The sequence below is a fragment of the Bythopirellula superficialaquae genome, assembly GCF_059632245.1.
Window position 1 is genome coordinate 4,194,028 of the sequence record NZ_CP197426.1, and the last position, 15,141, is coordinate 4,209,168.

Genomic DNA, 15,141 nt, shown 5'->3' on the forward strand with positions numbered 1-15,141 from the left:
AGCCTTGCAGCAAGTTACGCCGTGGTGTCCTTGCAGACCGGGACGAGTCCGCCGGCTACACCCGCCAGCGCCAATAAAAATGGCACTTCGCACCACATGGGATTCATATTTTTGGGACGGACTCCCCAAGCATCTTTGCCATCGACAGTGCCCAGGAATTCAGGCGTGCTTCCTGTTGCACTGACAGGAATAAACCAGGTCTGTTCGCTGAAGTCTTCCGCAGCGGAAACGAGTTCCGGTGTGACTTGCTTCAATAAGTCTCGAATTGCGTCCGACACCTTGCGAATTAATCCCATATCCAAACCGTGTAGACCATTTGTCCCGAGTGGCTTCCACGGGAGGGGTAACCTCTCGTAGTGATTAAGGGGCCACCAAGCATCGTACTTGGTCACCGCAACAATTAAGGGTTGCTTACGCCGCTCCGTTTGACCAAGACCAGCGTGTTGACGCACGCGATGAACCAACTCATGTAAGACGGTCTCCTGACGCATCGTGACTGGCGCACGTTCTATTTGATAGTCGCTAGTTCGACCACGACAAGCCTCTCGAAAACGAGGATCTTGCGTCGGATCAAAGCAAAACAAGATAGCATGCGACTTGGCCAAATGCCGCGTGACAGGATTAGAGACCGTGTCCTCGCCTGGGAGGAAGGACTCACCAGCATTGTCGTACACACAGAGAACCTTTGAAACCTTGCTTGCGTTGGCGATAGAAGGATGATTCTGAGCTGTACGAACGGCAAACAGGAAAGGTCGCGGATAGCTCACGTTATGCTCACCGAATCGTACCTCGTCGTAGGCATCACCACCTTTCGGTTCGGTTTTTTTGAGTTTCACGATCTTATCAGAGGAAGTATCGAGAAACTGTTGGTGTTCGTAGTCTCTCAAGATCTGATTGCAGGTCGGATCCGCATCAGAAAAGCTCAGCCAAAAATCCCTTGGTAAGGTATGTCTTAAAGTCCATGTCATGGCAGCCAGGTAATAACTCTTGCCACACGAGGGAGTTCCGGCAATCGAGACAAACACTGGAGCCAGTTCTAGGAGTTCGCGGGGTACACCAAGATGACAGTTAGGACACGCCAACTCTTGACACGGCATGCCGCGGACATCGATCGCATTCCCATCGGCGTTGAATCGAGTCGGTAGAAATCGCTGATGTTTATCAGCTCCTAGTCGGGGATCCTTAAGCAGATCGGGATGCGCGGCTACCCAGAGCGAGTCCTCGGGAGCAAATGATTCCCAACAGTGAGGACACGTAATTCTGGAACGCAGAGAAATGCGAACTGTACTAGAATCCGCTGCCATAACGTTCCTTTACTTGATCTTGAGCGGCTTCCCGACGATAGGATGGCCCTTGCTGCCGAGCGACTCTCCATAGTTCTCAAGATCAGCCAGGAGGCCAGTGGCCAGCTCGCTGCATTTCTTGTCCGACAAGTGTGGTTGTAGGGCTTGCCAACCTTGCAGTGCATCCTGGTAGGCTTCAGCTAGGTCACCGTTCTTTTCTGCTTGGGAGCCGCTGGCACGCATCCGTTCCGCGTACTGACGCGCCTTCTCAGGCGACGAGAATTTTGGTCCAGCGAGTCGCGGTGGGCTCGAGCTTTCCGGAGAGGTAGCTCCGCTACCACTATCCCCTGGACTACTTTCGGAGCCGGAACCTGGATTCGACCCCGGAGGATTCGCCGAGGAGCCAGAAGTCGGCCCGGCACCGGACCCCTGCTCGCCTTCGCTGCCAGTTGCCTCCCCCTCCGACAACTGTCCGGCTGTCCCACTCCCGTTGGCTGTAGGTCCGGGGCCTTCGCTTTCCTCGCTCGACTGCTCTGGCTCAACTCCACTTTGATTGGCTGGATCCTCAGAAGCAGACTCATCCTCCGAATTTGATTCGGTTGCCGCATCCTCTTCCGATGCGGAGGCGCTGGCTGATTCTGACTGTTCAGCCTCGCCTTGTCCTGTTGCCTGGCTAGAACTTGATTCTTCGCGGCATCCTCGACAACCGCAAAATAAGGGGCAGAATGCGATTAACACTAATAGCCGAGCAAGATTCGAGGACATGGGCAGTCAAGCTCCGAGGGGCTATTAATTGTCCTAGGTAAAACTCACACTCTACGATAATGACTGTGAATCTGTGAAACAAGTACCTAAAGGGCTTTCCGTTGCCAACTATCCGACGTCAACACTAGCTCTCAGAGTTCCGATTGCGACCAGACCTTAAACTGGATGCATTTAGCTGCTGCAATAATTCCTGACTTTGGTAGGTATTGCGTTCAATCTGTATGCCGAGGCGAATCAAATTGGCTAGAAAGAGAAGGCAAAGAATAACTACTGATCCTCCAATTACGACATTGAAGATATCTCGCAGAATACGACCCTTTCGCAATTCATTAAGTTCATCAAAAGCCTTCTGCGCAATTTCATTGTATTCCAGCGCATCCACCGTGATGCTTACTGTCATGGCGAGAAGCATAAGTACTGCCAGTATCTCGAAGATACCAGCTACTATGCGAAGTGCTAGAAATCTCCTGTGCCCCGACGCAATCTCCCTAGCAGGCAAAGTAGCATCGGTAAGATTTGGTGTCTCGTATGCATTTTCTATGTCTATCCATTGATGAGGTTTTTGCAATGGAGGCGGCGAGGGGCGTGATTCTGCCGTCGACTCGGCCTCAGCCTGCCGTATTGCATCGTCTTCGTGCGTCTGCTGGATTTGCTGTCGAACTATTGGAAAAGGATCAATCTCGGCAAGCACGAATGGTTTGCCACATTTTGTGCAGCGAGTGCGCTTTCCAATGACGGTACTGGAAACTTGGAAACGAGTCGAACAGTTCGGACAAGAGGTGCTAACTTGCATCTGACTTACAATCGCGGCTTAGTGTCAATCATAATCCCAAACATTTGTAAGTGGACTGCCTCTTGTTTGATTGTAATTACCGAATTGCTGGATTCTAGCAGTCTATCTAAATAATCAGTTAATTCACGAGTAATTCTGTTGATTATTATTTATCATGCTCTATCGAATCGAACTCAGGCTATGGAAAGTCGATGGATGCGAGTCTCACAAACATGATCAATAACGAAATGCCTGCTAGTGCCATCCCCCAGGTACGCATCTCATGTCCTCCCAAGGCAGAATTTCTGTTGAGATTGTTTGTGGCAACAGCGGCACAAACTAAAGCCATAGGTGAGAAAACTATCGGCAGGAACAGCAAAGAGAGTATCCCTGATACTAATGTCAAGACAGCACACGGTTCTCTCGCAGATCCGGCTTGAACGGGTTCAAAGCCTAACGAAGTTGAGTCAAGATCATGAAGTAACGCGCCGCAAAGTCGGGGCCAATTTGCGAGAGTTTCGTGTCGACGGTGCCTCGACGAAGTGCTCACGAGCTAGCTCGTTGTGAACTTGATGGAAATGCTGGATGACCCTAATATACCCAAAAAGGAGAATCGACTATTCAGGCAGGTTGTAATAGTGCGATTTTATTATATAATGTTTTCGCCGCATTATTCACAACTTAGTTTAGCAAGTGAGGGGGTGGGGTTTATTGTAGATGTATATAAGGAGTGTCGAAGCCTCCTAAAAAGCGTGGGCATCTAGGCGGAGTCAGAAGTGCTTTAAGTCAATAAGATAGATTAGCTTGGATTCCCGTTGATGCTTATAGCATGCCGACTTTACTACTGCGAATCTCTATTTGCTTGCTCTATCGCTTCACGCGCTACATTAATCTGAACTAACCGTTCATCAAAAAGCATTTCAATTTCATCGCTCAAAAGTTCACCAGTAATATTATTGATTCTCTTTTGCTTGATTATGAAAGCATTGGAATGTACTAGTCTTTGAGTAGCATTACTTCTGTCATCGTAGACGGAAGATTTTTGCTCGTTTGCGTATTTGGCAATGGTTTTTTGTTCATCATTGCTGAGTAAAGACCGTTGCTTCTTTCTTAGGGCAGCCAGCTCATTTTGGGAAAACTTAAAATAAGAAATAGGCTGAGGCATTCTCAACTCTTTGACCTTATGCTTAATATTCTTCAAAAGTGTAGGCATAACAATCGCGTCAATCTTCCGCATGGTGGCTATATATTCAACTTCATCTAATTCTTTCCAATCGAAATTGCTAGGATCCATTCCCATGTTTTTTATGACGCCCTCCACTTCAGAATTCGTATCTAAAACGGAGCTATTGTAGGCGTCTATTTGTTCACTTTCTGGTAATCGTCGCGCCCATTCAGTCTCTATCTCTTCGATAATCCTTTTCGTCTGCTCATCAAATAAATCTTGGTCTAGAAGTAGTTCATTTAACGCATAATCATAATCATCTCGTGCTTCCGGTGCTGATTGTAGTTGTTTTTGGAATCTCTCTCTGGCGATTTCAGCCGTACTTGCAATTTCGTTAGACAAAGACTGTATCTCAGAAATTTTCTTCTGCGAAACGCTATCCAATTGATTTATTTTTACCACTACAGTTTTGCTATCTTTGCGTTTTAGAGAAACGGCGGCATCCTTAATTGAGTGACAAGAGGCTTCTATAGAATGTTTACCGTCTTTACTTTTCCACTCCGTTTCTTCGATCAGTTTTTGGTAATCAGCGAGATTAGTACGAACTTCTAGCCAATCTATCCCAAGTCGACTTTCCAAAACTGGAAATGCGTCATTGTTCTCTTCGTAATCAAGACACATTACCTGCATTTCACCAAGATACTTACAGTCGACAAGAATCTCCGAGATCACGTAATTAGAATCGGCCCACGCAGGCATAATATCGTGGAATACCGTGATGAACCCCGCACAGAACAACAACGTGAAGCGAAAGCAGATGGGAAAATACATCGGAAAATATTCACCCTAGTAAAAGATTGAATGGCCGAGGTCAATAGAAAGCTATCACACTATCAATTCTCGGCAAATTTACGAAGAATCTGCTGTGAAGCCTGTTTTCGACTCTTAATGTAATCTCGATAGTAATCTGTATCATCTTTTGAAAGTTTGTTAGGCGGCAGCTTGATAATAGAGCCGTCCTCCTTTTGCAAATGAACATTCCCTTTCTCGTATTTCACGAATCGCGCTTTGACTGTGTGTTTCTGATTGGATGAAGTCCATATACGAAATTCGCCGGGCTTCAAAAGTAAGGCCTTACTGTCTCTTATCAACTCTGCCCTTCGCAGAGGAGTAAAATACTGGATGACGCGAACTGTATTATTGTTTCCCTTGACTGTTGTATAAGACATGGTTTCCATTACTTCCAATTCGCCCATGAGCAGAACTTCTTGTCCATTGACCAAGGCAGCAGTAGGTAAGCCCCTAAGGCAAACCGGAGCTTTAAGAGCATCTTTTGTCAGCAGGAGTACCTCAGACGGACCAAAGATGTCAACAACCTCGTATATGTAATAGTCAAGAAAGCCAATATCACCTTCAGCAAGTTCTTGAGGGTCTAAACATTCATCAGACGCATGATACTCAGGCTTGTTCTTATCTTGAGGATGCTGAAGCCAAGTTGATGAATCCCGCTTTTCCCGATGCTCGATAGCTGCCTTAAGAACTTCGACAGCAGTTAGACGCCTTGTCTGACCCTGCAAGGTCAAATCAAAGCAGCTTGTTAATAACAATAGAGTCATCAAAGATAGAAATGTGCGATTCATGGCTGAACCTATTAATTGCAATGACGAGCAGAAAATTATGCTTCAGATATTATCAATTCCCCCACCTAACAAAGCAAGCAGCAAACACGGACAGAAATCCCCTAGGAAGATCGTTGAATTTATTGCTTCGGGATTTAGGGAACATGGTTGCCGAGTATTCAGTGCGGGTACGCGAATTGCGGGGATCATCCGCTGTCGGCATTCTAGCCAAGCAATAGCTTAGGTTCCAAGCCGTCGTGGTTTTGCGAGGTGTGCAATGAGGCGGCACATGTGTCTAAGCAGCGCGCTGTCTGCGAGTTCGTATGGTGAATCCGGAATGAATGATCAAAGACATCTGGAGCCTTCGGAAAAATGAACGATACCGAGCTAAAACAAGAGCTTCGCGTGTACGTCGAGGTTCTTAAGATTCCGCCGCAGAGTTGTCCACCGGACTACTTTACGCTTCTTGGCCTAGGGAAAGATTGTGCCGATCCACAGGCAATTACTTTGGCCTCCAAGAAACGCGCTTCTCTCTTAAATAGAAGCCTCCCCGCGGAGCTTCATCATGCAGCTCGTATGATTCTTCGAAGGATTGAACGGGCAAAATTATGCCTTTCAGATTCTAACTCGCGAGCTGCTTATCTTATCAAGATCACAGGTAGTTCGAGCGTCTTTATTTTAGGCGACTCGGCTAGTATTTCATCTCACAAAGTGAGCGAACGCAAGTCCTCAACGACCGTTAAGGTTGAATCCGCAGCGATTCGGAAATCACAGCTTAACGAAGAAGAGACATCCTGGCACTTCTTGATCAGTGTATTCGGTATATCCTCTTTAGCGGCTCTAGCATTCGTTGTTTGGTTCACAGTTTTGAGCGATAGTTGGGAAGTAGATAATCTCCAGCGCATTTCGGCTGAAATCAGCGAAGCACTTCAGAACGAGAGCACAGATCCGCTTAGCTCTTTCAAAGTTTACGAGTCGATTCTAGTCGAGGCCCAAAAGCATACAATCACAATGCCGATTCTTGAAGATCGTCTAAAACAGGCTGAAGAGCGGCGCACGGCGCTACTACCTACTGTAGAATCCCAATTACGGAAAGAAGAAGCACAAAAGAATCGATTAGAAGAAGAGAAGGCCAGGATTGCAGTAGAGGAGCAAGCCCGTCTAGCAAAGCTGAGACAACAACAGCAAGCGGCAAGGGCAGCTCAAGAGGAAGCAGATGAAAAGCGCGATGCGGAGCAACTACGGCTACAGGAAACAGCTTCCGTTTATAAAAATGTTCCACGAAACGCCCGCATTGCCCTAAATGCAATTAAGAAAGTGGAAGCTAGAATTGAAATTGGCATCAACTATGGAGACTATTCTGAAGTTGTCGGAATTGCATGGGCGGAAGTCAAAATATTCCTCGAATCGAGAAGCGGTAAGAAGCTAGCGGATCTTAATATCGCACTGGCACAAGCAATGAGCGCACATAAACTCGCTTTGGATATTTGGAGAAATAAGATTGAGTATAACAGTCTCTATGGAGACAACTTAGATGTCGACGCACATCAACAGAAATGTTGGCTGTTCGCAGGTGCATGGACTGATTTAGCTGAATCTCTGCTTGACGGCCCGGATACTTTAGAAGGACTGCAAGCAATCTCGACTTTCAAAGACAAGGCCCCTGACTTGCAGAAGGAGTGGGACGATATCCAGAAGCAGATTCTGCGGAGATAGAGCTCACAATAGCCCACTACTTGCGGCGCGGGAAAGACGTATGCTCATCTATTAATAAGACTGCATCGAGATGGAGCGGTTACGCAGTCACTCCGATAAAAACCGAAGCTTCGCCCGGCCATGTACGTCCCACGGTGAGTGCTCCTAGCATGACGTTTGAACCTACGCCTACTGAAATTGCTGAACAAGCAGAGGAGAATCCCGAGCCAGCAACTGAAAGGCCCAGGAAAGTAATGCACGAATTCTCAGTGGTCGACCACGGTATACTCGTCGATCAGTGTGATCATGCGAATCGCTTGGCCATAGCTCGTACGGTCCGCGACGAAGTCGTAGCTGTCGTAGCTCCAGACATGATCTGGATACGCTGGCCTATGCCTGACAGACGAACCGTTTGCCAGGCACAGACACTTCCATTGGGGCTGCTTCTTGGAGGCTTTTAAGCCTTCCTGACGCCACAACCGCTTAACCCGCTTGTGGTTCACACGCCATCCTTTCCCGCGCAATAACGCTGTTACTCGAGGATAGACGTACCGGCCCTAATCGCTGGCCAGTTTCACGATCCGCCAAGTAAACGCGTCTGATAAATAGGAACATGCATGTTTCGACGCTAGTGCTAACCAACTTGCATTCCAACAGTATGGGGTCACAGACCTTGATAAAATTGTAAACTGTTGCGGTTCTAAGAAATTATTTCCGTCTGTCCACCGGGTATAACTGAGGGTTCTTTGAGAGGAAACACCTGGGGAGCTGGTAAAAAAACCGCCGTCTCTGGGGCCCCTGACCAGACTCGACGAGACACTTGTCACCAACCCCCGTAAACTCTGTCGGAACGATGAGGTCGATAGGGCCGATAACCAGTAACATAGTTGTCGTAGAATCCGCCTCGATCCACGACAATCACCCTGGGACATAATAAAATTCCGCAGCCCCCGCGGCATTATAGCCCACCATCAGATTGTTCTGTCCCGGCGAGTAGTAGGGAAACGGGTTGTATTGAGCCCCGCACGTTCCCGTTGAAGAGATCCCAAAGGCAACAGTCAACAGCACAAAAAGAAGGGTTCTCATGATTCGATCTCCAAGGCAAGTTTGAGAAGTTTTCGCGCTTCCGTCAGATCGTCGGCGTATTCAGAGCCACCGCTACCACGTTGTGTGTATGCTTTCTTGTTGGCAGCCACTAATTTGGGCAAGACTTGTTCGTAGAATCGATCTTGATTCTTCCTCGCCCACTGTAGCATTCCCCACGCCCCCGAACTAGGAGCCTCATGGGGTTGCAGTCCTGAGGCCGCCAAGTGCGTGTAAACCCACATGGTATCGTCAGCGAATGACTCTGGTGTAGATTCGGCATTAAAGTCGAACATGCTCAAACTTAGTTCTTGGCCGGCTTCTGGCTGGAATTGTGAAAGTGGCGGAAACTTCTCTTCCATCAACCGCCAAGCCTCTGCCTGCGCCTCAGAGCGTTTCATCCCCTCTAATCTCAGTCGGGAAATGGTTTCATCCTTAAACCGGCTGGCTTCATTCCAGCGGTTCTCTCTCTGCAAGCGACGAGTCAGCTCAATCTTGCTTTCAGTCATGATCGTACCTCTCTACGGACGAGAATTTCTGCCAGCTGCGAGCATTGCTCAGGAGTCAAGAACTGATGCAGCCCCGCAGCAATTTCAGACAAGTCGACGTGACTTGCGTCGGATTTTGCGCCGCCCTGTGGAGGATTTGCTCGGATGCTCGAAGAATTGGCGGTATCTTCAAGTCCCTCCCGGACTACTTTTCTTTAGTCGTGGTTTGCCATGATATCAACGGCTACTCCCGAATATGGAGGGCAAGCCTGCATTAAACCAACCAGTTGGGTAGAGTACAGAAGCGCGGTATCTTGAGCGACTCTCAAACTCACTGAGTGAGATTGACTCTTCACCGCGTTCTCTTGGCTGATTTCACGCCACCTTGATCGCAAAGAGTTCCAATCTTAACTGCTCTGCGCGGTTATGAAGGAAGCTCTTGGGATCGCTTTTGATCAACATCTGTTCGCCAAAAATCCAGCCTTTAGGGTGTCTTCATTGTTTTGTTCTATCTCGCTGGTACAATCTTGACTTGGATAAACCCCAAGAATTCATGAGAATCGTGGCCCAGCGATTACTGGTTGCGGAAGCAACCAATCGCAATTCTGCGGATGCGCATCTCCATGAAGCAGTACGCGTCTGCGAAAAGCTGCGTATCGCGATGGTGCGACTCATTGGATTAGATGGCTACGCCGCCTTGTTGCGACGTGCGCTGGCTCTGGCACGAGTTGAAGTCCCTGAACTTGAGCGCGTAACGGTCGGCTCCGACGGTTGCATGCATGGACTTGAAGACCTCGCGACTGATAACACGAGTGGTGGAATCCATGGACCGACCGTGGTCACTGCCCATCTGCTCGGACTCCTAGCCACATTCCTTGGCGAAGCACTCACTCTGCGGTTGGTTCGCGAATGTTGGCCCGCTGCGACTTTGGATGATAACCCCTGAACCGAGGCTGTTATGAGTATTTGCCCCGCGATTGATGAACGCCCTGCCCCGGTGGAAATCCAGCTTATGTCCACCGGAGTACCTGGCTTGGACGAAATCCTGGGCGGCGGTCTACCTGAGTATTCCTTCAATATCTTAGCTGGCTCGCCCGGTAGCGGTAAAACCACTCTGGCGCACCAAATGATGTTCACCAATGCTAGCCCAGAGCGACCCGCGTTATACTTCACCGTACTCGGTGAGCCGGCTATCAAGATGCTGCGCTATCAGCAGCAGTTCTCGTTTTTCGACGGTTCCAAAATTGACAGCGCAATCCGTTTCGTCAATCTCAGCCAAGCTGTCTTACAGAACGACCTTGGCGCTGTGTTGGACGAAATCATCAAGGAGGTGGAAAGCTCCAACGCCAGGATTGTCGTCGTCGATTCTTTCCGGACCGTCGTTCGCCGCGCACAGGCCGAGTCCAGCGATTTCGGGATGGAACTCCAGGGCTTCGTACAGCGCCTGGCTTTGCACCTGACCAGTTGGCAAGCCACTTCATTTTTAGTGGGCGAGTATTCCGACACCGAGTTGCGCGACAACCCGGTGTTTACCGTTGCCGACGGTTTGTTCTGGCTCTATCAGTCGGTCGAACGCAACTCGATCGTCCGCAAGATGCAGATCATGAAGATCCGGGGTCAGGCAACCGTGCCTGGATTGCACACCTTCCGCATCACCCAGGATGGATTGCAAACTTTCCCGCGCACGTTTGGACTCGTTGGCAGCGACGGGCATGTCAAAGGCACCCGTCGTCTCTCCACCGGCATCGCCAAACTTGATGAGCTGCTTCATGGCGGTATCCCCGAAGGCGAGAGCCTGCTCCTGGCTGGTCCGTCGGGATCGGGCAAGAGCACGGTTGGAATGCAGTTCATCGACGAGGGACTCCGGCAGGGAGAACCGGGCATCGTCGCCATATTTGAAGAACTCCCTGGAGAACACGTGCAGCGTGCCGCTATGTTCGGCATCGACTTCGACAAACCTCAGAAAGAAGGCAAGCTCAAATTGATCTATCTGCGGCCACTCGACCTCTCGGTCGACGAGACGGTTTACGAAATCGTCCAGAGTGTCCGCGAAATCGGCTGCAAGAGGTTAGTGATCGATTCCTTGGTCGGCTTCGAAATGGCGCTGGCTCCGGGTTTCCGCGAAGACTTTCGCGAATCTCTCTACCGCATGATTGCGGCGCTCACGCGCCTGGGCGTGACAATCATGAGCACCGTCGAGGTCGAGGAGGACTTCACTTCGATGGTCTTCTCGAAGTATACCGTCTCGTTCCTGGCCGATGACATCGTGCGTATGCGTTACGTGTCGATCAACGGGCAATTCCGAAAAATACTGATGGTAGTCAAGATGCGGCGCAGCGCCCACTCGATTGACATGCATGAATACCAGATCACCACCGAGGGGGTGCAAATTGGCGAGCCGCTGCGGGGCTATTGTGGACTCACAAGTGGCATCCCCGCACCCTGGCCCGCGGATGCTGGACAGAATATCCCGAAATTGAGCGTCGATACCCCCTCGCCTCCTCAGAAAAACCCTCTGCCCGACGCGCACTAGCGCTAGGGCAAGAAAAACCTCTATGAAAGATGCTGGTTAACCCGTGGACATTGAACAAAAACTTCGCGAGGTGAACGAGGCGCTGCTGATCTCATCAGTTCATCAACATGAACTGACTGAACGCGCACAGCAGGCAGAGACTGCGCTACGCGCAAGCGAGAATCGCTTTCGCACTTTGTTCGAACTTGGCCCCGTGGCTGTCTATACTTGCGATGCTGCGGGCAGGATCATGGAGTACAACCGCCGTGCGGTCGAGGTTTGGGGCCGCACTCCCGCCGTTGGAGATAACAATGAGCTGTACTGTGGCTCGTACAAGATGTATCTCCCTGACGGAAGTCCTATGGCCCACGAGGACTGCCGGATGGCTCTGGTGCTCCAGGGCACGGTTCCACAGATCGTAGATGCTGAAGCAATCATCGAACGGCCCGATGGCTCGCGGATCACTGTCCTCGCCAATATTCTTCCGCTCAAAAATGAACAAGGCGAGATCACCGGAGCGATCAATTGCTTGCACGATATCACCGAACGCAAGTGCGCAGAAGAGAATTTGCGAATACTCGATCGAGCCATCCAAGCGGTGACACAAGGCATCTTGATTACTGACCCCGGCCTGCCGGACAACCCGATTATCTATGCCAGTCCCGGGCTACAAAGAATGACAGGCTACTCTGCAGAAGAACTCGTTGGTCGGAACTGCCGGTTTCTCCAAGGTCCAGATTCCGACATCGAGACCATTCATAATCTTCGCATGGCCGTTCAAGAAAGCCGTCAGTTGACGGTTGAAATACTCAACTACCGCAAAGACGGCACGTCATTCTGGAATGAATTGTCAATCTCGCCCGTGATGGATGCCAACGGTCGATTGACAAATTTTGTCGGCATCTCGACCGATGTCACCCAGCGGCGTCAACTCGAGGAACAGTACCGTCAATCACAGAAGCTCGAGGCGATCGGGCGACTGGCTGGAGGAGTTGCCCACGATTTTAACAACCTTTTGACAGTCATCCTGGGTTATTGCGATGTCTTGCTCGATTCCTCGCCAGCACAAGTCGAATCCCACGAACATCTCGAAGAAATCAAGCGGGCCGGCGAGCGAGCAGCAGGCCTCACCAATCAGCTCCTCCTGTTCAGTCGTAAGCAGGTGCAAGAGGCAACCCAATTGGACCTCAACGACCTTGTGCGTAACACAGAGAAAATGCTCGGCCGTGTCATCGGAGAGGATATTCGCTTGATTACGAATTTGGATCCGAAGCTGGGCAGCGTCAAGGCAGTGTATGGACAGTTAGAGCAGGTCTTACTTAATCTAACGGTCAATGCCCGCGATGCCATGCCCAATGGTGGCAAACTCGTGATTGAAACAAATCATATTGATGTTGACGAAGAATATCCTGCAGCTCATCACACGCTTCAGCCTGGCTTATATGCCATGTTGAAAGTGATCGATACGGGGGAGGGAATTCCAGATGACATTCGCGAGCACATCTTCGAGCCCTTCTTCACGACCAAAGGGGTAGGCCAAGGAACAGGCTTGGGCCTGCCCGTTGTTCATAGTGTTGTCAAGCACAGCGGTGGTCATATCGAGGTCGAAAGTCAACCTGGCAAGGGGGCTTCGTTTAGTATTTACTTGCCATGCGTTAAGCAACTAGAACCATCCATAAAAATTTCACGAGTCGAGGAACTGACTCCGTTGGGAGTGGAAAGCATCCTCTTGGTGGAAGATGAACAATCCGTGGCCACCCTGGGCCAACTTATCTTAGAGGAGTGCGGTTATACCGTGTTCACGGCAGGAAACGCCGAAGAAGCTCTGGCGGTCTTCGCAACCCAGCCATCGACTATTCAGCTACTCGTGACGGACGTTGTGTTACCAGGACTAAACGGGCGTATGCTGGCCGAGCAGCTACTGGAGCTTAATCCGCAGTTGAAAGTCCTGTATGTATCGGGCTACATGGATGACGATGTTCTCCGGCGAGGCATCGTGCAAGATGGGGTGGCCTTTTTGCAAAAACCCTACTCGCGAATTAACCTCGCCAAGAAAGTGCGGGAAGTGCTTGAAGTTACCAACGGTGCACTGCAACGATCAGAGTACTGACGAGTAGCAACATGAGGCCTGTCGGTTCTGGGACGCCGAGAGGGACAGCTTGCAGTGCGCTAATACTGTAGTTTGCTTGCCACAACTGCAAATCGGTCGTCGAATGCGGGTTGGGCGAACCCCCGCGTTGCCACATGAGAAAGTCGCGGCCGTTGACATTTCCGTCTCCGTCGAAGTCCCCCGCTGTCTGAGCGAAAAGCGTGACGCTATCGATGAACACGCTCCCACCATCGTAGGATGAGGGTTGGACAAAGACGAACGCCAAGCGAGCTTCCACCGCATTGAGTGGTGCTGACTCGTTGATTTGCCTGTACGACCATGCATCTTCAGGCGATTCGCCGTTGGCCAAAGTAATAATCGACTCGCCCAAAAAGTATTGTGACCCATAGGGGGCACCGAACTCGCTGTAGAACTCCAGCTTCATTTCAACCACGTTAAGCGTGTCGGCGATCGAATCTTCGGAACGAGTCAGCGCGTGCGCACCGGCCACGATATGCGATCCCCCCGTGATCGGCACGCTTTGGTAGGCACCCGAAACATTCGTCTGGCCGTTGAATTGGCCAAAGAGTTTGAGCGAGCGCTCACCATCAAGCGGCGTTCCATAATCCGAAAGCACATTATTAATGCTGCTGCCAAATACGCCCCAATTGGCGAGAGATCCGCCAGCTTCTTCGAAGCCTGGGTCGGCGATCAGGGATGTTGGTGGCGCGCTAGGTGTAGGACGCTGCCAAACGCGCACATAATCGACCTCGAACTCGGACGGGAAGGGGGTCGTTTGGTTAGGGTAGCCAGAATAATTGCCGCCGACGGCCAGATTCAGAATCAGGCTTTTAGGCGTGCTGGGAATCCCCACGTCGGGTTCGTACAGACGCATGTGCTCGACACCATCAACATAGAATCGAACAGTGCCGACTTCCCATTCGACGGCATAGTCATGAAAGTCGGCCTGAAAATTCGCGCCGCTCTCGTACCACTCCGAACGATACTGTCGCGAGTTGAAGTCCCATCCCCAGTGGAGCGCGCTGCTCATGCCATAGGGTAGATCGCCGCGTGCTTCCATGATGTCGATCTCGCCCCCGGCCGGCCAGCTCGCATGGCGAGGAAGCAACCAAATCGCAGGCCAGAAACCTTGGCCGTGCGGGAGCTTAGCCCGAACTTCAAAGCGGCCATGACTCCACTCTTGCCATGTCCGCACGAGCCCAGAAAGGTAAGGCTTGCCATAGGTGTAACTTGGATCGAGGTCGGCCCGCAGATGCAGCAGATCGTTTCCGACCGAAACCTGGTTGGGATGATAGTACTGAGCTTCGCCGTTGGCTTCGTTGGCACGATGAGCGACTTCCCACACACCCGTGTTGATGCCGCTCCCCGCGAAGTTCTCTTGAAAGACAGGACTTCCCCAGCCCGGCACAATCACGGGACCTGCTTGAGCACATTGCAAGCCCTGGTTGGCAACAATAGCCAGGAGGCACAAGATGAGCGCCTGGAAGAAATATTTTTGACACACAGGCACTTGCAGTACCCTTGTAACAATGAGAGGAAAAGCCACCTTGGCGAGAAGGTATTGATGTTTCCAGTATAAAGATTGGGGGCGAAATCTCAACCTAATTGCGTTGAACTACTGACGGGAAGATGGAGTGAGCCAACCCATA

At 50.5% G+C, this 15,141-nt stretch carries 12 protein-coding genes and 2 pseudogenes; 4 read left to right on the forward strand and 10 right to left on the reverse strand.

Going from position 1 to position 15,141, the window contains the following annotated elements:
* Window positions 1-14: 14 nt before the first annotated feature.
* From SH678x_RS17325 to SH678x_RS17350, 6 genes and pseudogenes are all read right to left on the reverse strand, one after another.
* Entirely contained in the window at window positions 15-1,304 is a 1,290-nt protein-coding gene (locus SH678x_RS17325) for a hypothetical protein (RefSeq protein WP_496919709.1), read from the reverse strand.
* A 9-nt stretch (window positions 1,305-1,313) separates the two neighbouring features.
* On the reverse strand, window positions 1,314-1,526 hold the full coding sequence (locus SH678x_RS17330) for a hypothetical protein (RefSeq protein ID WP_496919710.1): 213 nt from the start codon (window positions 1,524-1,526) through the stop codon (window positions 1,314-1,316).
* Between the two features lie 646 nt (window positions 1,527-2,172).
* A complete protein-coding gene (locus SH678x_RS17335) occupies window positions 2,173-2,739 on the reverse strand; it encodes a hypothetical protein (RefSeq protein ID WP_496923107.1) in 567 nt (188 codons plus the stop codon).
* Window positions 2,740-2,751: 12 nt separating this feature from the next.
* A pseudogene (locus SH678x_RS17340) lies at window positions 2,752-2,841 on the reverse strand (MJ0042-type zinc finger domain-containing protein); the annotation flags it as partial.
* An 820-nt stretch (window positions 2,842-3,661) separates the two neighbouring features.
* Window positions 3,662-4,816, reverse strand: coding sequence for a hypothetical protein (locus SH678x_RS17345; RefSeq protein ID WP_496919711.1), 1,155 nt, complete (start codon window positions 4,814-4,816; stop codon window positions 3,662-3,664).
* A gap of 62 nt (window positions 4,817-4,878) precedes the next feature.
* Complete coding sequence (locus SH678x_RS17350) at window positions 4,879-5,625, reverse strand: SHD1 domain-containing protein (RefSeq protein ID WP_496919712.1); 747 nt, start codon at window positions 5,623-5,625, stop codon at window positions 4,879-4,881.
* Window positions 5,626-5,976: 351 nt separating this feature from the next.
* Here SH678x_RS17350 and SH678x_RS17355 point away from each other — a divergent pair, with 351 nt between their 5' ends.
* Window positions 5,977-7,320 (forward strand): hypothetical protein, encoded by a 1,344-nt coding sequence (locus SH678x_RS17355; protein WP_496919713.1) that lies wholly within the window; start codon window positions 5,977-5,979, stop codon window positions 7,318-7,320.
* Window positions 7,321-7,580: 260 nt separating this feature from the next.
* Here SH678x_RS17355 and SH678x_RS17360 read toward each other — a convergent pair.
* From SH678x_RS17360 to SH678x_RS17370, 3 genes and pseudogenes are all read right to left on the reverse strand, one after another.
* Window positions 7,581-7,856, reverse strand: a pseudogene (locus SH678x_RS17360) (IS3 family transposase); the annotation flags it as partial.
* Between the two features lie 361 nt (window positions 7,857-8,217).
* Window positions 8,218-8,385 carry a hypothetical protein gene (locus tag SH678x_RS17365; RefSeq protein WP_496919714.1) on the reverse strand — a complete coding sequence of 56 codons (168 nt, stop codon included), beginning with the start codon at window positions 8,383-8,385 and terminating at the stop codon, window positions 8,218-8,220.
* Window positions 8,382-8,891 (reverse strand): hypothetical protein, encoded by a 510-nt coding sequence (locus SH678x_RS17370; RefSeq protein WP_496919715.1) that lies wholly within the window; start codon window positions 8,889-8,891, stop codon window positions 8,382-8,384. Before SH678x_RS17370 ends, SH678x_RS17365 begins: the two co-directional genes overlap by 4 nt.
* A gap of 532 nt (window positions 8,892-9,423) precedes the next feature.
* Here SH678x_RS17370 and SH678x_RS17375 point away from each other — a divergent pair.
* Genes SH678x_RS17375 through SH678x_RS17385 form a run of 3 tightly spaced genes read left to right on the forward strand, consistent with a single transcriptional unit; the run spans window position 9,424 to window position 13,492 of the window.
* The gene (locus tag SH678x_RS17375) at window positions 9,424-9,816 is read left to right on the forward strand and encodes a hypothetical protein (protein WP_496919716.1); all 393 of its coding nucleotides are present in this window, start codon (window positions 9,424-9,426) and stop codon (window positions 9,814-9,816) included.
* Window positions 9,817-9,828: 12 nt separating this feature from the next.
* Window positions 9,829-11,403 carry a DUF7125 family protein gene (locus tag SH678x_RS17380; protein ID WP_496919717.1) on the forward strand — a complete coding sequence of 525 codons (1,575 nt, stop codon included), beginning with the start codon at window positions 9,829-9,831 and terminating at the stop codon, window positions 11,401-11,403.
* Window positions 11,404-11,446: 43 nt separating this feature from the next.
* Window positions 11,447-13,492, forward strand: a complete 2,046-nt coding sequence (locus SH678x_RS17385) for a hybrid sensor histidine kinase/response regulator (RefSeq protein WP_496919718.1) — start codon at window positions 11,447-11,449, stop codon at window positions 13,490-13,492.
* Here the strand turns inward: SH678x_RS17385 and SH678x_RS17390 are convergent.
* On the reverse strand, window positions 13,458-15,002 hold the full coding sequence (locus SH678x_RS17390) for a glycoside hydrolase family 16 protein (protein WP_496919719.1): 1,545 nt from the start codon (window positions 15,000-15,002) through the stop codon (window positions 13,458-13,460). The two genes, SH678x_RS17385 and SH678x_RS17390, sit on opposite strands and share 35 nt — an antisense overlap.
* Window positions 15,003-15,141 lie beyond the last annotated feature (139 nt).

What these genes read in the sequence shown, in the direction of transcription:
- SH678x_RS17345 (WP_496919711.1), bottom strand. Translation starts at nt 4,816, where the DNA reads ATGTATTTTCCCATCTGCTTTCGCTTCACGTTGTTGTTCTGTGCGGGG.
- SH678x_RS17325 (WP_496919709.1), bottom strand. Translation starts at nt 1,304, where the DNA reads ATGGCAGCGGATTCTAGTACAGTTCGCATTTCTCTGCGTTCCAGAATT.
- SH678x_RS17350 (WP_496919712.1), bottom strand. Translation starts at nt 5,625, where the DNA reads ATGAATCGCACATTTCTATCTTTGATGACTCTATTGTTATTAACAAGC.
- SH678x_RS17330 (WP_496919710.1), bottom strand. Translation starts at nt 1,526, where the DNA reads ATGCGTGCCAGCGGCTCCCAAGCAGAAAAGAACGGTGACCTAGCTGAA.
- SH678x_RS17355 (WP_496919713.1), top strand. Translation starts at nt 5,977, where the DNA reads ATGAACGATACCGAGCTAAAACAAGAGCTTCGCGTGTACGTCGAGGTT.
- SH678x_RS17380 (WP_496919717.1), top strand. Translation starts at nt 9,829, where the DNA reads ATGAGTATTTGCCCCGCGATTGATGAACGCCCTGCCCCGGTGGAAATC.
- SH678x_RS17375 (WP_496919716.1), top strand. Translation starts at nt 9,424, where the DNA reads ATGAGAATCGTGGCCCAGCGATTACTGGTTGCGGAAGCAACCAATCGC.
- SH678x_RS17370 (WP_496919715.1), bottom strand. Translation starts at nt 8,891, where the DNA reads ATGACTGAAAGCAAGATTGAGCTGACTCGTCGCTTGCAGAGAGAGAAC.
- SH678x_RS17365 (WP_496919714.1), bottom strand. Translation starts at nt 8,385, where the DNA reads ATGAGAACCCTTCTTTTTGTGCTGTTGACTGTTGCCTTTGGGATCTCT.